12 protein-coding genes are annotated in these 20,171 nt (G+C 72.6%); 11 read left to right on the forward strand and 1 reads right to left on the reverse strand.

Annotated features, from left to right (window positions below):
* The first annotated feature begins 64 nt into the window (after window positions 1-64).
* The 5 genes from ACFYRY_RS27040 to fxsT all read left to right on the forward strand — a co-directional run bounded on the left by ACFYRY_RS27040 (window position 65) and on the right by fxsT (window position 11,484).
* Window positions 65-1,549: a 3' terminal RNA ribose 2'-O-methyltransferase Hen1 gene (locus ACFYRY_RS27040; RefSeq protein ID WP_389150773.1), complete on the forward strand. Its 1,485-nt coding sequence runs from the start codon at window positions 65-67 to the stop codon at window positions 1,547-1,549.
* Window positions 1,546-4,101: a polynucleotide kinase-phosphatase gene (locus ACFYRY_RS27045; RefSeq protein ID WP_389150776.1), complete on the forward strand. Its 2,556-nt coding sequence runs from the start codon at window positions 1,546-1,548 to the stop codon at window positions 4,099-4,101. Before ACFYRY_RS27040 ends, ACFYRY_RS27045 begins: the two co-directional genes overlap by 4 nt.
* A gap of 178 nt (window positions 4,102-4,279) precedes the next feature.
* A complete protein-coding gene (locus ACFYRY_RS27050) occupies window positions 4,280-5,827 on the forward strand; it encodes a hypothetical protein (RefSeq protein ID WP_389150779.1) in 1,548 nt (515 codons plus the stop codon).
* Window positions 5,824-6,888 carry an AAA family ATPase gene (locus ACFYRY_RS27055; protein ID WP_389150782.1) on the forward strand — a complete coding sequence of 355 codons (1,065 nt, stop codon included), beginning with the start codon at window positions 5,824-5,826 and terminating at the stop codon, window positions 6,886-6,888. Before ACFYRY_RS27050 ends, ACFYRY_RS27055 begins: the two co-directional genes overlap by 4 nt.
* Window positions 6,889-11,484, forward strand: a complete 4,596-nt coding sequence (gene fxsT, locus ACFYRY_RS27060; protein ID WP_389150785.1) for an FxSxx-COOH system tetratricopeptide repeat protein — start codon at window positions 6,889-6,891, stop codon at window positions 11,482-11,484.
* Window positions 11,485-11,712: 228 nt separating this feature from the next.
* Here the strand turns inward: fxsT and ACFYRY_RS27065 are convergent, their stop codons facing one another.
* Window positions 11,713-13,038 (reverse strand): cation:proton antiporter, encoded by a 1,326-nt coding sequence (locus ACFYRY_RS27065; RefSeq protein ID WP_389150788.1) that lies wholly within the window; start codon window positions 13,036-13,038, stop codon window positions 11,713-11,715.
* Between the two features lie 216 nt (window positions 13,039-13,254).
* Between ACFYRY_RS27065 and ACFYRY_RS27070 the strand changes: the two genes are divergently transcribed.
* The 6 genes from ACFYRY_RS27070 (at window position 13,255) to argF (ending at window position 20,166) form a co-directional block, all read left to right on the forward strand.
* Window positions 13,255-14,361 (forward strand): hypothetical protein, encoded by a 1,107-nt coding sequence (locus tag ACFYRY_RS27070; RefSeq protein ID WP_389150791.1) that lies wholly within the window; start codon window positions 13,255-13,257, stop codon window positions 14,359-14,361.
* The gene (locus ACFYRY_RS27075) at window positions 14,358-15,506 is read left to right on the forward strand and encodes a caspase family protein (protein ID WP_389150794.1); all 1,149 of its coding nucleotides are present in this window, start codon (window positions 14,358-14,360) and stop codon (window positions 15,504-15,506) included. Before ACFYRY_RS27070 ends, ACFYRY_RS27075 begins: the two co-directional genes overlap by 4 nt.
* Before the next feature lie 107 nt (window positions 15,507-15,613).
* Entirely contained in the window at window positions 15,614-15,850 is a 237-nt protein-coding gene (locus ACFYRY_RS27080; protein ID WP_389150797.1) for a hypothetical protein, read from the forward strand.
* A 72-nt stretch (window positions 15,851-15,922) separates the two neighbouring features.
* Window positions 15,923-17,701, forward strand: coding sequence for an aKG-HExxH-type peptide beta-hydroxylase (locus ACFYRY_RS27085; RefSeq protein ID WP_389150800.1), 1,779 nt, complete (start codon window positions 15,923-15,925; stop codon window positions 17,699-17,701).
* 107 nt (window positions 17,702-17,808) lie between these two features.
* Window positions 17,809-19,032, forward strand: coding sequence for an arginine deiminase (locus ACFYRY_RS27090; RefSeq protein ID WP_389150803.1), 1,224 nt, complete (start codon window positions 17,809-17,811; stop codon window positions 19,030-19,032).
* 126 nt (window positions 19,033-19,158) lie between these two features.
* Window positions 19,159-20,166, forward strand: a complete 1,008-nt coding sequence (gene argF / locus ACFYRY_RS27095; protein WP_389150806.1) for an ornithine carbamoyltransferase — start codon at window positions 19,159-19,161, stop codon at window positions 20,164-20,166.
* Window positions 20,167-20,171 lie beyond the last annotated feature (5 nt).

Here is a 20,171-nt window from a genome sequence, read left to right on the forward strand (position 1 = left end):
ACGAAGGGATGGCCGCGGGTAATCCAGTACCGTCCGGGGCTCGCCGACACCCATACTCGGACGCGTGTTCCTGACGATCTCGACCTCTGGCGACGAGCAGCACCCGGCGACCGACCTGGGCTTCCTCCTCCACAAGCACCCCGACAACCCGTACTCGGCCACGCTGTCCTACGGCACGGCGCACGTCGTCTACCCCGAGGCGGACGCCGAGCGCTGCACGGCCGCGCTGCTGCTGGAGGTCGACGCGGTGGCACTGGTCCGGCGCGGCAAGGGCAAGGGCCGCGGCGGCGCCCCCGACGCGGCGCTCGCGCAGTACGTCAACGACCGCCCCTACGCCGCCTCCTCGCTGCTCGCCGTGGCGCTGAGCGGCGTGTTCTCCAGCGCGATGCGAGGGGTGTGCAAGGCCCGGCCCGAGCGTGCCGCGAAGCCGATGCCGCTGCGCGTCGAGGTACCCGCGTTGCCCGCCCGGGGCGGCCCCGAACTCGTACGACGTCTCTTCGAGCCGCTCGGCTGGGCGGCGAGCGTCGCACCGGTCGCCCTGGACAGCGCGTTCCCGGAGTGGGGCGAGTCGCGTTACGTGCGCCTGGTCCTGGAGTCGGAGAAGCTGACCCTCGCCGAGGGACTGCGGCACCTGTACGTCCTGCTGCCCGTGCTCGACGACGCCAAGCACTACTGGGTGGCGCCCGACGAGGTCGACAAACTGCTGCGGGCCGGCGAGGGCTGGCTGCCCGACCACCCGGAGCAGAAGCTGATCACCAGCCGTTACCTGTCCCGCCGCTGGTCGCTGACCCGGGAGGCGATGGAGCGGCTGGAGCTGGTGCGGCTGGCCGAGACCGACGACAGCGAGGTCGAGGAGATCGACAACGCGGTCGCGGCGGAGAGCGAGGCGGACGAGAAGCCCACCCCGCTCGCCGTGCAGCGCCGGGACGCGATCATCGCCGCGCTCGGCGCGTCCGGCGCCGCCCGGGTGCTCGACCTCGGGTGCGGACAGGGCCAGTTGGTGCAGGCGCTGCTGAAGGACCCGAGGTTCACCGAGATCGTCGGTGTCGACGTGTCGATGCGGGCCCTGACCATCGCCTCCCGGCGGCTGAAACTGGACCGCATGGGAGAGCGGCAGGCCGCACGCGTGCGGCTCATCCAGGGCTCGCTGGCCTACACCGACAAGCGGCTCAAGGGATACGACGCCGCCGTGCTGAGCGAGGTCATCGAGCACCTCGACCTGCCCCGGCTGCCCGCCCTGGAGTACTCCGTGTTCGGCGCGGCCCGCCCGCGCACGGTCCTGGTGACCACCCCGAACGTCGAGTACAACGTCCGCTGGGAGAGCCTCCCGGCCGGCCACGTCCGGCACGGCGACCACCGCTTCGAGTGGACGCGCGAGGAGTTCCGGTCCTGGGCGGACACGGTGGCCGAACGGCACGGCTACGACGTGGCGTTCGTCCCCGTCGGACCGGACGACCCCGAGGTGGGGCCACCGACCCAGATGGCCGTCTTCACCCTGCGTACAACGACGACGAACACCCCGGACGAGAAGGAGGCGAAGGCAGCATGACCGAGACTCAGGTTTCCCAGCGGCAGGGGCGGATCCTCCCCGTCACCGACCTCTCCCTCGTCGTCCTGGTCGGCGCCTCCGGCTCGGGCAAGTCGACCTTCGCCCGGCGGCACTTCAAGCCGACCGAGGTGATCTCCTCGGACTTCTGCCGCGGCCTGGTCTCCGACGACGAGAACGACCAGAGCGCGACCCGGGACGCCTTCGACGTCCTGCACTACATCGCGGGCAAGCGCCTGGCTGCCGGCCGTCGCACCGTCGTGGACGCCACCAGCGTGCAGCAGGACGCCCGGCGCCAGCTGATCGACCTGGCCAAGCAGTACGACGTGCTGCCCATCGCCATCGTGCTCGACGTGCCCGAGGAGGTGTGCGCCGAGCGCAACGCGACCCGCGACGACCGTGCCGACATGCCCCGGCGGGTCATCCAGCGGCACACCCGTGAACTGCGGCGCTCGCTCAGGCACCTGGAGCGGGAGGGCTTCCGCAAGGTGCACGTCCTGCGCGGCGTCGAGGACGTCGAGACCGCCACCGTCGTCACCGAGAAGCGCTTCAACGACCTCACCCACCTCACCGGCCCCTTCGACATCGTCGGCGACATCCACGGCTGCGCGTCCGAACTGGAGGCACTGCTCGGCGCGTTGGGTTACGTCGACGGCGTCCACCCGCAGGGCCGTACCGCGGTCTTCGTCGGCGACCTCGTCGACCGCGGCCCGGACAGCCCGGGCGTGCTGCGCCGGGTGATGTCGATGGTCGAGTCGGGCAACGCGCTGTGCGTACCCGGCAACCACGAGAACAAGTACGGGCGTCACCTGAAGGGCCGCAAGGTCCAGCACACCCACGGGCTCGCCGAGACCATCGAGCAGATGGAGGGGGAGAGCGAGGAGTTCCGCCAGCGGGTACGGGAGTTCATCGACGGCCTCGTCAGCCACTACGTCCTCGACGGCGGCAAGCTGGTGGTCTGCCACGCCGGACTGCCGGAGAAGTACCACGGCCGCACCTCCGGCCGGGTCCGCTCGCACGCCCTGTACGGCGAGACGACCGGTGAGACCGACGAGTTCGGGCTGCCGGTGCGCTACCCGTGGGCGGAGGACTACCGGGGGCGGGCGGCGGTCGTCTACGGGCACACCCCGGTTCCGGAGGCCAGCTGGCTCAACAACACCATCTGCCTCGACACCGGCGCCGTCTTCGGCGGCAAGCTGACCGCGCTGCGCTGGCCGGAACGGGAACTGGTCGACGTACCGGCTGAGCGGGTCTGGTACGAGCCGGCCAGGCCGCTGCGGGCCGAGGCGCCCGGCGGGCAGGACGGACGCCCGCTGGACCTCGCGGACGTGCACGGCCGCCGGGTCGTCGAGACCCGGCACCAGGGCCGCGTCGCCATCCGCGAGGAGAACGCGGCGGCGGCCCTGGAGGTCATGAGCCGCTTCGCGGTGGACCCGCGTCTGCTGCCGTACCTGCCGCCGACCATGGCCCCGACGGCCACCTCCCGCGTCGAGGGCTACCTGGAGCACCCGGCGGAGGCGTTCGCGCAGTACCAGGAGGACGGCGTCGCGCGGGTCGTGTGCGAGGAGAAGCACATGGGCTCGCGGGCCGTGCTGCTTGTGTGCCGGGACGCGGAGGCGGCCCGCAAGCGGTTCGGCGTCGGGTCGGGACCCACCGGGGCGCTGTACACCCGCACCGGCCGTCCCTTCTTCGACGACGAGTCGGCCACCGAGGAGATCCTCGGCCGGGTCCGCACGGCGATCGACGAGGCCGGCCTGTGGGACGAACTCGACACTGACTGGCTGCTGTTGGACGCCGAGCTGATGCCGTGGTCGCTGAAGGCCATGGGGCTGCTGCGCGGTCAGTACGCGGCCGTCGGCGCGGCCGCCGGCGCGGTCTTCCCGGGCGCGCTGGCCGCCCTGGAGGGCGCGGCGGCGCGGGGCGTGGACGTCTCGGACCTGCTGGCCCGCCAGCGCGAACGAGCCGACTCGGCCTCGGCGTTCACGGACGCCTACCGCCGCTACTGCTGGACCACGGACGGCCTCGAGGGCGTACGGCTGGCCCCGTTCCAGATCCTCGCGGCCCAGGGCCGCAGCCTCGCCGCCCTGCCGCACGACGAGCAACTCACCTTCATCGACCGGCTGGTGGAGCACGACGCGAGCGGCCTGCTGCAGACGACCCGTCGTCTGTACGTCGACACCGGCGACCCGGAGTCCGTGCGGGCGGGCGTCGACTGGTGGCTGGAGATGACCGGACGCGGCGGCGAGGGCATGGTCGTCAAGCCCGTCGACGCCGTGGTGCGCGGAGCGCAGGGCCGTCTGGTGCAGCCCGGCGTCAAGTGCCGGGGCCGTGAGTACCTGCGGATCATCTACGGTCCGGAGTACACCCGCCCGGACAACCTCGCCCGGCTCCGCGGCCGCTTCCTGAACCACAAGCGCTCGCTCGCGATCCGTGAGTACGCGCTCGGCCTGGAGGCGCTCGACCGGCTGGCCGAGGGCGAGCCGCTGTGGCGGGTGCACGAGGCGGTGTTCGGGGTGCTGGCGCTGGAGTCGGAGCCGGTCGACCCGCGGCTGTAGCGTGGCCGCGGGGCCCCCACGCGGGCCACGAGGATCGATTTCCGGCCGAGTTGCCCCACCGGGGGCGCACGGCCGGACTTCGCGCCCCGAGGTCTCACATGTCCCTGGTTAACCGCCCGTTGCCGTGCTAACTTCGCAGGTCGGTCAGGCAGGCATACCGGCTCATGGGGGACAGTCGGTGGAGACAGGCACGGGGTTGGACAGGCTCGTCGACGATGCCGTGCGCCCGCGGGGGCTCCAGGTCATGGTCGAGCTGACCGAGAGCCTGTGCTTATTGAGCTGCACGGAGGACGCCCAGGCGCGCATCCAGTTCGCCGCCATCCTCGCGGAACAACTCGGCCGACCGGTCGACCTGCGCGGCGTCCGGCAGCGCGAGGACGTGGCCGCCCTGGTGCGCGCCGCCCTGAACGTGGCGGGCGGCGAACACGTACTCGTCGACGTGGTCCGCATCCTCGAGGGCGCCCCGGCGGGCGACGAACTCGACCGGCTGATCACCCCTGCCCCCGCCGTCGTGCCCGACCTGCCGTGGGACCCGCCCGGCCCGCTCACCCGTGACGACGAGAACAGCGCCCGCGCCGTCCTGGCCAAGGGCGAGCTGCCCGCGAGCCGGGTCCGGGACGACCTCGTCGAGGAGCTGCACGGCCTCGACCTGCCCATCGGCCTCGCCCCCGACCAGCTGTTGTCCCACGTCCTGGAGTGGAACACGCAGCCCGACGGCCTGCCGCCCGCGGTCCTGCTGATGGACCGTGCGGCCCGCCTCGCCGTCACCCCGGCGCACCGCGCCGCCCTCGCCGGCTGGGTCGACGACTGGGCCGCCCGCGCCGACCTGACCGAGGAACTGGACCGGCGCCGGGGCGCGCGGGCCGAGGTGGTGAGCGACCCGGACGTGCCGCGCTGTCTGATCGTCGCCGTCGAGCCCGCCCGGGACGGCAGCGGCGAGGTCGTCGTACGCCCGTGGCTCAACACCGTGCCCGGCCACTGGAACCCCCAGCCCGGCGCACCCTCCACCACCACCCTCGACGACCTCGAGACCGCCGTCGACCAGGCACTGCGGCAGGGCGCCCGGCTGTGGGCCTCCCCGCGCGAGCCGGAGCCGGGCGGACGGGTCCAGCCGCCGCCCTACATCGAGTTCGTCCTGCCGTACGAGCTGCTGAACCACGACCTGGCCGGTTTGACGCACCGGATCGGCGACGGACTGCCGATGCCGCTCGGGCTGAAGTACGGGGTGCACCTGCGGAGCCTGGAGCGCATGCGCAGCGACGACGCGCAGGTGCGGGAGCAGTGGCGGGAGCGTTGGCGCACGCTGCGGCGGCACGGGGTCACGGTGCACGGCTGGAGTGAACCGGACGGTTCACGCCTGAACGCATGGCAGGCGGTACTCGCGGGGGAGAACAGACATACGGCCGTGGTGCTGGACGCCCCGGCCGACCGTCTCGCCATGGAGGCGCTCAAGGCAGCCATCGCGGAGGGGATCGGTTTGGCGGTCTGGGACCGCAGAGGGGTTTTCGACGAGGAACGCCGGGAGGTGGTGACCGCCGTGTTCGCCGCTGTGCCGACGCCCGCGCAGATCCCGATCGCCATTCACCGGCTGCGGCAGAACGCCGAGTTGCACACGAAGGGGCCGGCCCGGTTCCTCGGCCGCAACATCGGCTTCCTCTGGGACGACCCCACCCGACTCGTTGACATCGACCCCGGCGATCTCGCCGGCGAGGAGGCACCGGCATGAGCGCGCAGGAGCAGACGTCCCCGAACGGCTGGCGCGTCTTCCACGCCACGGGCAACGCCCCCGCCACCCCGCCCCGGCTGCCGGAGCCCCCGCCCTGGCGCCGGTTCCGCGGCGCCCCCGCCCAGCCCGCTCCGCCCGACGACCCCGAGGCCGCCCAGCGCCGCCTGGGCCCGCACGACATCACCCTCCAGCTCGGCCAGGACGAGATCGACACCGTCAACGCCGCCCTGCTGCTGCGCCGACCCCTGCTGATCACCGGACCGCCCGGCGTCGGAAAGTCGACCCTGGCCTACCTGATATCCCGCGAACTGGGGCTGGGCCGGGTCCTGGAGTGGAACATCGTCAGCCGTACGACGCTGCGGGACGGCCTGTACGTGCACGACGCGATGGGCCGCGCCCAGGCCATCGCCGCCTGGCAGGCCGGTCTGCGGAACGCGCCGGAAGCGGACGTCAACTCCGCTCCCGAGTCAAGTGATCGTCAACTTCCCCCGGTTCTCGGTGACTTCATCACCTTGGGGCCACTCGGCACCGCGCTGCTGCCCTACGATCGTCCCCGTGTGCTTCTCGTCGACGAGCTCGACAAGAGCGACATCGACCTGCCGAACGACCTGCTGCACGTCCTGGAGAACGGAAGCTATGACGTCCCGGAACTGGTGCGTGACGCCGCGGACACCGCACGCGTCCACACCAGCGACCCCTCCGGTCGCGCCACCGTGCACAGCGGACGGGTCGAGTGCCGGGAGTTCCCCGTCGTGGTGATCACCAGCAACGGCGAACGTGAGTTTCCCGCCGCCTTCCGTCGGCGCTGCCTGCCGCTGGAGATGCGCACACCCACCCGTGAACAGCTTCTGGCCATGGTGGAGGGACACCTGGGGACCCGCCCGGAGAGCACCGAGGACCTGGTTGACCTGTTCGTACAGCAGGTCCAGGCCGGCGGTACACACTCACTGGACCAGCTACTCAACGCTGTCCAGATGACTACTGCGGGTGGTTTCCAGGTCCATGGTGACGGGCGTAAGCTCGTGGAAATGCTGCTCCGCGACCTCGCGAAGGGCCGCTGAATGACCGGCTTTCCCAGGGAGCGTGCGTCCAGGCTCGGCGACGGAGGCCCCGTATCGGGGTCGTCGCCTCCTTCGGCGTTCCCCGAGCCCGTCGAGCACGGGCGTGAGCACGGAGCGCGGCTGGCCGCCGACCTGGAGCAGACGGCACCGGTCCGCACCGGCCCGAACACCGAGGAACAAGCGGCACCACGCTGGCAGGAGGTCGCCGACGCGGTGTGGCTCGCCGCGTACTGGTCCCGCCACGGCCGCCCGGTGCCCGGCCGGCCACCCGGCCCGCCCCCGGCACCGATCGGGCTCGCCGAGGACGTACGGCCCCCGCCCCCGCCCCCGCCTCCGGACGGCGAGGAACCCCCCGCGGTCCCGCCCGCCACCGGCACCGATGCCTTACGTCCGACGCGGCCACCCCGCCCCGACCCCGCCGCCGACGGGGCGTCAGGTGCGGCCACCCCGGCCCCGGACACCGCGCACCGGCCCGGCGCGGCGCGCGGCGGGGCCACCGGCGGACAGGGGGCCCCGGCCGAGTTGTCACCTCACCCCGAAGGCCCCTACGCGTTGCACGTCGGACGCCCGCTGCTGCCCGCCGACGACCGCCCCCAGCACGGGCCGGGGCGGGCCACCGCCGTGCTCGCGCGCGCCCTGCACCGGCTGGCCCGGCGGATCCCCTCCCGCGACACCCTCGAACTCGACGAGGAGACCACCGCCGAGCAGGGAGTCGTGGACGGCATGTGGCTGCCCTTCCTCCGTCCGGCCCGCACCTCCGCCTTCGACCTGGTGCTGCTCATCGACGACGCACCCACCATGCGCATCTGGGAGGACGCCGCCGCCCGGCTCGCCGAGGCCGCCGAACACAGCGGCGCCTTCCGGGGGGTACGCACGGTCCGGGTCAACGTGCCCCGGACCGGCGCCGCCACCCTGCGCTGGAGCACCGGCCGGGCCGCCGCCGACCCCGCCGAACTCCTCGACGGACGCGGCGGGCGCGTCTTCCTCGTCGTCACCGACGGACTCGCCCACGGCTGGGCCGCGTCCGCCGCCGACGACCTGCTCGGCCGGCTCGCCCACGCCGGCCCCACCGCCCTCGTCCACCTGCTGCCGCCGCATCTGCGGCACCGTTCCTCCCTGTACCCGTACCAGGCGGTCCTGGAGGCCGGCGGTTTCGGCGCCCCCAACAACGGCCTGGCGCACTGGGCCCCGCCCGGCGGACCCGACCCGCTGCGGCCGCTGCCCGCCACCGGCGACGGCTCCGTTCCGGTACCGGTCCTGTCCCTGAAGGCCGGCTCCATCGCGGCCTGGGCCGACCTCGTCACCGGAGAGCGCGGAGTACGCCGCTCGCTGCCCGTCGTGCTGGCGGGCACCCTCACCAAGGGCGCCCCGGCGCCCGGTCTGCGCGCCCCGCGCTTCCCACGCGCCGCCACCGCGGCCGTGCGCCGCTTCTTCACCCTCGCCACTCCGGCCGCGCGTCGGCTCGCCACCCAACTGGCCGCCGTTCCGTTCGAGTTCGACCTCATGGAACAGCTGCGTCGGCACACCATGCCGGAGACCGGCCCCGACCATCTCGCCGAGATCCTGATGGGCGGCCTGATCGACTGGGACAGCGGCGGCCAGGGGCGCCCGGAGTTCGCCGACGGAGTCCGTGAGGCGCTGCTCGCCACCACCACCCGAAGTCAACTCGCCCGCACCGTCAGCGTGGTGGGCGAGCTGCCCGCGGCGGGGGAGCGCGGCGTCGCACTGCGCGCCGCCCTGCGCGACCCGCACGGCGCCCAGCTGCCCGACCCGGCGGAACTCGGCTGGGCACGCAGTGAACTCGCGGTGATGCGCGCGTTGTCGGGGCCCTACTCCGAGCGCGCCAAGCGCATAGAACCCAACCTTTCCAGGCTCGGAACCGGTACGACCGAACGGGTGCCCGCCGGTTTGCCGACCGGTACGCCCACTGAGGTGAACCGGTCGGAGGGCGGAGGATCGCCCGATGGAAAGGGCAGTGATCCAGCGTCGAACCATTCCGACGAAACTGGAGAACCCGTGCCGAGCCCGGTAATCGACGAGACCCGACCCCATGCCTCGGAGGACGAGCAGCTCATGACGAGCACCACGACCAGGACGCCCGCCATCATGGTGAACGTTCCGCTCCGGAACACCTCGTTCGTCGGCCGGCAGGCGCTGCTGAGGGCCGTGGAGGAGCAGCTCGGCGCTCAGGACACCGCGGCCGTGCTGCCGCACGCGCTGCACGGACTGGGCGGCGTCGGGAAGTCCCAGCTGGCGCTCGAGTACATCTACACCCACCAGCAGGACTACAAGGTGATCTGCTGGATCCCCGCCGAGCGCGAGAGCCTCATCCTCACCGCGCTCAGTACCCTCGCCGCGCAGCTGGGCGTCGCCCCCGTCAGCCAGGAGAGTGCGGGCGCCCCGACGGCCAACACGGCGGTGCCCGCCGTCCTGGAGGCGTTGCGCACCGGGGCGCCGTACGACAACTGGCTGCTGGTCTTCGACAACGCCGAGGACATCGAGGTGGCCCGCAAGTACTTCCCGCCCAACGGCCCGGGCAAGGTCATCGTCACCTCCCGCAACCGGGCCTGGGAGCGGGTGGCCACCCCGCTGCCGGTGAACGTCTTCGAGCGCGAGGAGTCCGTCGAGCTGCTCCAGAGGCGCTCCCCCGACCTGGAGCCCGGGGACGCCGACCGGCTCGCCCACGCGCTGGGGGACCTTCCGCTGGCGGTGGAGCAGGCGGGCGCGTGGCGCGCCGTCACCGGCATGCTGGTCGAGGAGTACCTCGATCTGCTGCAGCAGCGCAGCCTGGAGATCCTCGAACTCGACACCCCGCCCGACTACCCGACGTCGGTGGCGGCCGCGTGGGACATCTCGCTGACCCGGATCGCGGCGAGCAACCCCGGCGCCCGGCAACTCCTCGACATCTGCGCGAGTATGGCCCCCGAGCCCATCCCGCGGTCCATCCTGCGCGGCAGCCGGGGCGTCAGTATCACGCCCGACGTCGACCCGCTGCTGCGCGAGTCGATCAAACTGAACCGGGCCATCCGTGACCTCAGCCAGTTCTCCCTGGTGAGGGTGGACCCGCGGTCCGACACCCTGCAGATGCACCGTCTGCTGCAGACCGTGCTCCTGGCCAAGCTGGGGGAGCAGGAGCGGGAGAGCATGCGCAGCGCCGCCCACCAGCTGCTGTCGGCCGCCAAGCCCGGCCACTACGCCTCGTCCCTGGAGTGGCGCGCCTACCAGGAACTGCTGCCGCACGTCCTCGCCTCGCACGCGGTGACCAGCACCGACGACTGGGTGCGCGAAATGGTCCACGACACGGTGCTGTTCCTCTACTACTGGGGTGACCACATCGGTGCCGCGAATTTGGGCCGGCAGGCCTGGAACGCCTGGCTCGCGGCCTCCGGCGAGGACGACATCTACGTCATCCGCATGTCGAAGAGGTTCTCCTTCCTGCTGCGCCAGATCGGTCAGGTCGCCGAGTCCATCCCGCTCACCGAGAAGGCGCTGGAGGTCTCCCGTCGTGTCGACGTCGAGGCCGAGGAGATGATCGACTCCCTGTGCGAGACGGCGGACGCCCGCCGCTACCAGGGAAGGTTCGAGGAGGCCCGGGATCTGGGGCGGGAGGCCACGGAGCTGGCGCGTCCCCAGTTCGGGCTGGAGGACCCCACGACCCTGCGTGCCGTGCACAGCCTCGGCGTCGATCTGCGCCTGTGCGGCCAGTTCAACGAGGCACTGGCGCTGGACCAGGAGAACGCCAGGCTGCGCGACCAGATGTACGGCTCCGCCAGCTTCTTCACCCTCAACTCCCTCAACGCGCTGTCCATCGACATGCGGGAGAGTGGCGACTATCCCGGCGCGCGCGACTTCCAGGAGGACGCCTACCGGCGGGCCCGGGCCGCGCTCGGTGACGAACACCCGCTGACCCTGCGCATCGGCCGCAACCTCGCCGTCTGCCGACGCCGTGACGGGGCCCTCGCCGAGGCCACGAAGCTCTCCGAGGAGACGCTGCGGCGCTTCGTCGCACGGTACGGGCCCGACCACTTCGACTCCGTGTCCACGGCGCTCAACTACTCCGTCGACCTGCGCCTCGCCGGCGACCTCGACACCGCCCGCACGCTGGGCGAGGACGCCGTGTCGCGCTACGCGGCGCGCCTGGGCGAGGAGCACGCCTACACCCTGCTGGCCAAGGCCAATCTCGCCGCGACGCTGCGGGTGCAGGGTTCGCTCGACGCCGCCGCGGATCTGGAGGACGAGGCGGCCGAGCGGCTGGCCGCGACCGTCGGGCCGCGACACGTCACCACGCTGACGGTCGCCATCGGCCAGGCCAACACGGCCTACGCCCGGCTGGACTTCGAGCGGGCCCACCAGATCGACGACGCCAACCTGCCCCTGCTGACCGAGGTCGCGGGCGCGGACCACCCGCTGACCCTGTCGTGCACCGCGAACCTGGCGCTCGACCTGCGTGGTCTGGGCCGTGGGCCCGAGGCGGACGAACTCCAGCGCAAGGCGGTGGAGGGGCTCACCCGCGTGGTCCGGGTCGACCACCCGTGGCTTCTCGCGGCGCGGCAGCGGCGCCGTATCGAGTGCGACATGGCGCCGATGCCGCTGTAGTGACGACGCCCGTCCCCTGCCGGGGTCCCGGCGGGGGACGGGCGGTCGACGCTTGGGGTAAGCCCGTTCGGCGGTGCCGGGTGCCGGGTGCCGGGTGCCGGGTGCCGGGTGGCGGGTCGGCGTCAGGTGCGGGATTCCCTGCGGGCCGGTGGGGGGCTGGTCGCGCAGTTCCCCGCGCCCCTTGAGTCGGGGGCGATACCGCCCCCGACTCGCAGACGCCGCCGTCGGTCAGCTCAGGTCCGCCACCGATGTTGTCGGCGTTCCGTCCTGGGGGTGTTGGACGGCCGGGGTCTCGGATGTCCCCTTCGCCTGCCGCCGTTCGGCGAGTCGGCCGACCAGGAGCAGCAGGGGCTGGGTGAGCAGGGTCGTGGCCAGTGCCATGAAGACCAGGACCGTGTAGAGGGGCTCGCTCAGCAGGCCCGCCTGGAGGCCCGCGTTGAGGGCGATCAGCTCGGTGAGGCCCCGCGCGCTCACCAGCACCCCCACGGTCCGCGCGTCGTCCCGGTCCAGTCCGCTCAGGCGGGCGGCCGCCGTCCCGCTGCCGATCTTCGTGGTGACCGCCAGGAACGTCACCACGAGCAGGGCGACCCACCCCGTGGCGGTCATGTTGTTCAGGGCGACGGACTGTCCGGAGACGACGAAGAAGAACGGCAGCAACAGCGAACTGACGTCGTGCAGGGGCCGCAGCAGGTCCGGGTCCAGCGTCCCGCCCTCCTCGCGCGGCGCCACCACCCCGGCGAGCAGCGCGCCGAAGATGACGTGCAGTCCGAGGGAGTGGGTCACCCACGCCGACCCGAGGGCGAAACCGACCAGCAGCGCCAGCCTCAGCGAGGGTTCCATCCGCGCCCGCGTCCCCCACAGCAGCCTGCGCAGCAGCGGGCGGGCCCCCACCAGCATCAGCGCGGTGAAGCCGGCCGCGAGCAGCGCCCGCCACGGCCAGCCCAGCGCGATCCCGGAGTGATCGCTGTTCAGCATGGTCCCGGCCAGCACCGTCCACCCGATCACGTCGAGCAGACCGGCCGCGGACACCGCCACCACCCCGGGCACCGTCCGGGACAGACCGTTCTCACGCACTATCGCCGTCAGCACGGGCACCGCCGTGATCGACAGGGCGACCCCGGCGAACACCACCATGCCGGGGGTCAGATGCCTCGGCATTCCCAGGTCGGCCAGCTGGTCCCGGAACAGCAGCGCGCAGCCGCTGCCCACTGCCATCGGCACCACGAAGGCCGCCAGCGCCACGGTCACCGCCGTGCTCGCCCGGGCCCCCAGGAGCTTCAGATCGAGCTCGTAGCCCACCGCGAACAGGAACACCACGAGGGAGAACTGGGCCAACCCGGTCAGCGCAGGCGAGATGCCCGCCGGGAACAACGCCTCGTACGCGCCGGGTGCGACACTGCCGAGCAAGGACGGGCCGAGAGCTATGCCCGCCGTCAACTGCCCGACGATGTAGGGCTGCTTCAGGCGCCGGGCCAGCCACCCGGCCCCGTGCGCGGCCACCAGAATCAGCGCCGACGCACCCACGAAGTGCATGACCATCGAATCAGGGCTCACGGAGTCCCCCTGTGTTCACCTGAGGCCGGGGACCGGCCGATGGAGGGTCTTCGCACGTTTGCTCGACCCCAACTTCCTTATGATACTGGTAACTTGACGTCCTGACGGAAGTCGTACACAAGGCTGCACGGGTGTCACGGGGGGCACATGACGGCGCTCGTCTTCATTCATGGCACAGGGGTGCGCGAACCGGATTTCTCAAGGCTTGCGGGTCGTGTGGCGGCCGGTCTGACCGCACTGCGCGACGGACTTCGCATCGTGCCCTACTACTGGGCGGACGCGCACGGCGCCACGCTCGCCGCAGGCGGGGCCAGCCTTCCGGCGCACCCCGGCGGCACCGTACGCGGGCTCGCCGAGACCCCGGCGGCATCCCAGGGCGACGACGACACCGGCGCCTGGGCCGCCCTCTACGCCGACCCGTACGCCGAACTGGCCCTGGCCGCCGCGGGCACCGCGCCCGTCGTCGAGCGCCCGCCCGGCTCCGTACCGCCGCAGCAGCGGCTGCAGGCGCGGCTGGCCGCGCTCGCCGCGCAAGGAGACGCGCCCGCCGCGGAGCTGGGCCCCGGCCTGGCCCGTGCCGCGACCGGCCTGGCCGCCCATCCCTTGCTCGGCCCCGCCGCCGACGCCCTCGACCCCGACGACCTCGCGGTGCTGGCCGCCCGCAGCCTGACCGCCCGGATCGTCGCCGACCTGCTGGACGCCGACGCGCCGCTCGTCCCGGTCGGGGACACCCGTGACGCGGTCGCCGACCGGCTCGCCGAAGCCCTCGGCGCACCGCCCCGGGGCACGGAACGCGGGCTGCGCTCCCTGCTGCTGCGGACGGCCCGATCGGCCGCCTCCCGTGCGCTGGTGCGCCGTCGCCGCGCCCTCACCGAGGCCGCCCACCCCGCCGCCGCGGACATCCTGCGCTACCTCAGTCGCGGCGAGGCGGTCCGCGCCGACCTGCGCACCCTCGTCACGGGGCTCGAGCCGCCCGTGGTCCTCGTCTGCCACAGCCTCGGCGGCATCATCGCCCTGGACACCCTGATCGCCGCACCACTGCCCCAGGTCCGCCTCCTGGTGACGGCCGGCTCCCAGGGGCCCTTCCTGTACGAGTCCGGCTCCCTGCCCACGCTGGAACACCCCGCCCCACTGCCGGACCACGTTCCCCCCTGGCTCAACCTGTACGACCCGCGCGACCTGCTCTCCTATGTCGGCGCGGGCCTCTTCCCCGGCCGGGTCACCGACATCGCGGTCGACAGCCGCCAGCCGTTCCCCGCCGCGCACAGCGCCTACTGGACCAACCCCGAGGTGTACCGCCACATCGTGGACCGGCTGCCGTGAACGGCCACGGTCCCCTGGGGGGAGCGCTGCCTCCGCGGGTGGATCCCGCCCGGGTGCACGCGTTGATCGTCGGCGTCGAGACGTACGAGGCCGGGTCCGGCTGGGAGCTGCCGGGGCCCGCCCGGGACGCCGTCGCCTTCCACCGGCTGCTGCGGGCGGCCGGGGTACCGGACACCCAACTCCGCCTCCACCTCGCCCCGTTGCCGCCGTACGTCCCCGACGTCCCCCACCTGCCCGCCGACCACGCCACCCTGCGCCGGGTCCTCGTCCGCGAACTGCCCGCCGCCCAGGGCGACATCCTCTGGGTCTGGTGGGGCGGGCACGGCGTCCTCGACCGGGCCGGGCGGCTGCGGCTGTTCTGCGCGGACGCCCACGCCACCGACAAACTGGGCATCGACCTTGACTCGGCGCTCGCCCGGTACACCGGGGACGCCGTGCCCGGCTTCGCCGAGCAGCTGTGGATCGTGGACGCCTGCGAGACCTTCGAGGAGGACCTCGCCTTCCGGGAGCAGTTGCCGCCGGACGCGCTACCCGTGGGGCGGCCCGACCTCGTCCACCGCCAGACCGTGCTGCGGGCCGCCGGGCGGGGCCGGGCCGCCGCCAACGACCCGGTGCGCGCCACCGGGCTGTTCTCCGAGGTCCTGCTCGCCCTGCTGGCCGACCGGGCCGCCCTCCTGCCCGCCCCGCCCGATCCGGAGGAACTGTTTCCGGCCGTACGGGCACGCATCGCGGCCCTCAGGGAAGCGGGCCGTACTCTGCAGCATCCCGAGATCCAGCTGCGCAGCCCGGGGCGCACGGAGTACCTGGCCCCGATCGGTCCGGCCGCCGGGACGCGTCCGGTCTCGCCGTTGCAGCGGGCCGTGGAGGCCCTGCTGGCCTACCCGTTGATGCGCGATCCCGTCGAACGGCAGACGGTGGTCGCCACGCTCGACCCGCGGGTCACCGCGATGTTGCCCCGTAACACCAGGGCCCGCACGGACGCCGCCGGCATGCTCAACTGGCTGGCCCGGCACCACCCTGACGCGTTGTGGGAACTGTTCGACGCGGTGGTCGCCATCGACGACGACCCCGGACGCAAGGACGAACTGGGCGTCGCGCTGCGTGAGTTCGCGGCCTCGGTGAGGCGGCCCCGCGATCGGAAATGATCCAGTGGCGTGATCGTACGGTTTTCGACCCGGGCCGGAATGGCCATGATGGAAATGGGACACGGCCACGGGGCATCGCGTGCCACCGTGCGAGAAGGGGGACCATCTTGTTGGACCAGCCGTCCGCTCTGCGCCACGCCGAGGCAGCGGTACGTCAGTCGGCCGCCCCAGCCGGGGCCGACGTATGGGAGTCGGATCTGGCGGACGTCGCGGCACTGCCCTTGACTGCCGTGGACGGGCTCGCCCCGCTCGGCCCCACCGCGCGCCTTCTGGAGGAGGTCCTGCGCCCCCGGAGCAGCGTCAAGGGCGGGGGTGAGTCCGGCGGCGGAGCTCGCGCCGAATAGCCGATCGCCCGCTTCGACGGCAGGGCCCGGCCGGGTCCCCGTATGCCCGCCCACACACGGAGGTTCCCGGGAATGTCCAGCGAGCCGCGCCCCGCCCCGTTCCGGATGCCGGGAGGGGTCTTCGAGGAACTGGCCGCAGGTGGCGGCTCCGAGGCTGCCGTCGAGTTTCTCGCACGGGCGGAACGCGCGCGCCGACTGCTGCTCCTGCGCACGCTGCTGGACCGGCTCGGCACGCTGCCCACGCCGCTGACCCCGGCCGCCGAGGCCTGGCACGCCCTGAAGGAGGCGGCGGCGCGGGCACCCGAGCCGGTCGACCGGCTGTTGCTCGCCCCCGCGACCGGCGGCTGGATCGCCCACCTGCTGCGCCGCATCCACGGCACGGCCACCGGCCCGCCGCTGTGGGCGGAGGCCGGCCACCTGTGCGCCCTGGCCGTGGCGGCGTCCCTGAACGCCGGTACCCGCTCCGAGCTCAGGGTCCCCCTCGCCGACGGGGGCCTGTATCTCCCCGGACTCGGTCTGGTCCAACTCCCCGACGCCGAAGACGGGTTGACGGTGGGGCGGGCCGGCGCCGACGACGGACTGTTGACCCTCGCCGGACCGGCTCGCGACGGCGGCACCAGGACGCTGACCCTGCGTCCGGCCACCGAGCCACTGGGGGGCGGGGGAGACCCAGGACATCGGTTCGCGGCGCCGGCCCGGGAAGACCTCGCGGGCCCAGGGCAGCCGTACGCCTCCTGGCTGCCGCTGCGCACGCTCACCCACTCCACCCCCACCGGATCCGTCGCCATCCCGCTCGACGACCTCGACCCCTACCGCGACCTCGACGACCCGCTGCCGTCGGCCCGGCTGGACCAGGACGAGGCTGAGGAATGGCAGCGGTTGTTCGAGGAGGCTGTCGCGTTGCTCGCCGAGCCGGGCGGCACCGGGCCCGGCCGGTTCGACCCGGCCGCGATCCGCGCCGTCGTGCCCTGGGGCAGGACCAGCACCATGCCGCCCCCTCCGCCGTCCGTGCGGGTCTCCGCGTCCAGCGGTGACTCCTTCGGCGCCATGGTGATCTCCCGTCCCTCCTCGGCGCCCGCGCTCGCCGAGACGCTCGTCCACGAGTTCCAGCACAGCAAGCTGGCCGCGCTGCTGCATCTCTTCCCGTTGCTCGACGACGACCGGCGGGAGCGCTACTACGCCCCGTGGCGTCCGGACCCGCGCCACCTCACCGGTCTGCTGCACGGCGCCTACGCCTTCACCGGCGTCGCGGGCTTCTGGCGGGACCGACTGGCGGCCGCGCGGGACGACCGCAGAGGGGCGCCGGACGACGGCGCGACCGAGCTCGCCGGCTACCACTTCGCCCTGCGCCGGCTGCAGAGCCGTCTGGTGGTCCGCACCTTGCTCGCCGAGGGCAGCCTCACCCCGCAGGGCCGGGCCCTGGTGTCGGGCCTCGCCCGCACCCTGGACGGCTGGCTGCGCGAGCGGGTCCCCCAGTCCTCCCTCGCCCGGGCCCGTACGGCCGCCGCGCTGCACCGCACCGAGTGGCGGCTGCGCAACGTGGTCCCCGTGACCGACTCCGGGTACGGGCCGGACGGTCCCCGCTTCCGCCCCGACCGCGCCCCCTGGCCGGACGTCCGCACCCACGCCTTCGCCACCCGCCCCACCGCCCCGCACACCGGCGACGAGCACCTCGCCGCCGGGAACCCGGCCGCCGCCCTCGCCCGGTACGCCGACGAACTGACCGCCGACCCGGCCGAACCGCACGCCCTGGCGGGCTGGATCGTCGCCCGAGCGGCCCTGGACCCGGGCCGCGCCGCCCGCCGCATGCTGGCCCGGCCGGAACTGCTCGCCCCCCTGCCGAGCGGCTGACCGGGCCGCGCACGCGCTCCCGTTTGTCGTCAATTCGACGAAAACAAGACATCTCCGAAACGCCCGACGAACGGGTGAACGCGTCCGCGGTTGGTCAGGATGGAGGCATGGGATTCCACGTCGACTCCGAGACCGGGCGGCTGCGCCGCGTCATCCTGCACCGGCCGGATCTGGAGCTCAAAAGGCTCACCCCCAGCAACAAGAACGCCCTGCTCTTCGACGACGTGCTGTGGGTGCGCCGGGCCCGCGCGGAGCACGACGGGTTCGCCGACGTGCTGCGCGACCGCGGGGTCGCCGTGCACCTCTTCGGTGACCTGCTCGCCGAGGCCCTGGAGATCCCGGCGGCCCGGGAGTTGGTCCTGGACCGGGTCTTCGACGAGAAGGAGTACGGCGTCCTCGCCACCGACCACCTGCGGGCGGTGTTCGAGACCCTGCCCGCGGCCGAACTGGCCGAGGCACTCGTCGGCGGCATGACCAAGCGGGAGTTCCTGGACGCGCACGAGGAGCCGACCTCGGTGCGCTTCCACGTCATGGAACTCGACGAGTTCCTGCTCGACCCGCTGCCCAACCACCTCTTCACCCGGGACACCTCGGCCTGGATCTACGACGGCGTCTCCATCAACGCCATGCGCTGGCCGGCCAGGCAACGGGAGACCGTGCACTTCGAGGCGATCTACCGGCACCATCCGCTGTTCAGGGAAGAGACGTTCCGACTCTGGTCCGAGGGGCAGGCCGACTACCCGTCCACCATCGAGGGCGGGGACGTCCTCGTGATCGGCAACGGCGCCGTGCTCATCGGCATGAGCGAGCGCACGACCCCGCAGGCCGTCGAGATGCTCGCCCACAAGCTGTTCGACGCCGGGTCCGCGCAAACGATCGTGGCGCTCGACATGCCCAAGCGCCGTGCCTTCATGCACCTCGACACGGTGATGACGATGGTCGACGGCGACACCTTCACCCAGTACGCGGGCCTCGGCATGCTCCGTTCGTACACCATCGAACCGGGCGTCGGCGAGAAGGAGCTCAAGGTCACCGACCATCCGCCGGAGCACATGCACCGAGCGATCGCCGCGGCGCTGGGGCTGGACGCGATCCGGGTACTGACCGCCACCCAGGACGTGCACGCCGCCGAGCGCGAGCAGTGGGACGACGGCTGCAACGTCCTCGCCGTGGAGCCGGGCGTCGTCGTCGCCTACGAACGCAACGCCACCACCAACACCCACCTGCGCAAACAGGGCATCGAGGTGATCGAGATCCCGGGCAGCGAGCTGGGGCGCGGCAGAGGCGGCCCGCGCTGCATGAGCTGCCCGGTCGAACGGAGTGCCGTATAGGTATAGGTCGAACGCGGCGCCGTACAGACGCAGTGCCGTATGCACGTGCGGGCATCTGTATAAAAATGCTAAAGGTCGTATAGACTTCCGAGGGTTCCCTGTCACTGCACCTCTGGAGACGCCCCCATGGCGACAGTCCCGACCGCCCTCGCCGGCCGCCACTTCCTCAAGGAGCTGGACTTCACCGAGGAGGAGTTCCGCGGCCTGATCGAGCTGGCCGCCGAGCTGAAGGCCGCCAAGAAGGCCGGGACCGAGACGCGGTACCTGCGCGGCAGGAACATCGCGCTGATCTTCGAGAAGACCTCGACGCGTACCCGCTGCGCGTTCGAGGTCGCCGCCGCCGACCAGGGTGCCTCCACGACCTACCTCGACCCTTCCGGTTCGCAGATCGGGCACAAGGAGTCCGTGAAGGACACCGCGCGCGTACTGGGCCGGATGTACGACGGCATCGAGTACCGCGGGGACAGTCAGCAGAAGGTGGAGGAGCTGGCCGCCTATGCCGGCGTGCCCGTGTACAACGGTCTGACCGACGACTGGCACCCCACGCAGATGCTCGCCGACGTGCTCACGATGACCGAGCACACCGCCAAGCCGCTGACCGAGATCGCCTTCGCCTACCTCGGCGACGCCCGCTTCAACATGGGCAACTCCTACCTGATCACCGGTGCCCTGCTCGGCATGGACGTCCGGATCGTCGCCCCGCAGGCGTACTGGCCTGCCGACGAGGTCATCGGCCGTGCCCGGGAGCTCGCCGAGACCAGCGGTGCCCGCATCACCCTCAGCGAGAAGGTCGACGAGGGCGTCCAGGGCGCCGACTTCGTCGCCACCGACGTCTGGGTCTCCATGGGGGAGCCGACGGAGGTCTGGGACAAGCGGATCGCCGCCCTCTCCCCGTACGCCGTGACCATGGACGTCCTGCGTGCCACCGGCAACCCGGACGTGAAGTTCCTGCACTGCCTGCCCGCCTTCCACGACCTCGGCACCAAGGTCGGGCAGGAGATCTTCAAGACCCACGGGCTGCAGTCCCTGGAGGTGACCGACGAGGTCTTCGAGTCGGCCCACTCGGTCGTCTTCGACGAGGCGGAGAACCGGCTGCACACCATCAAGGCGGTCCTCGTCGCCACGCTGGCCTGAGCGGA

It is taken from the genome of Streptomyces sp. NPDC005263 (assembly GCF_042872365.1).
Classification (GTDB): Bacteria; Actinomycetota; Actinomycetes; order Streptomycetales; family Streptomycetaceae; genus Streptomyces.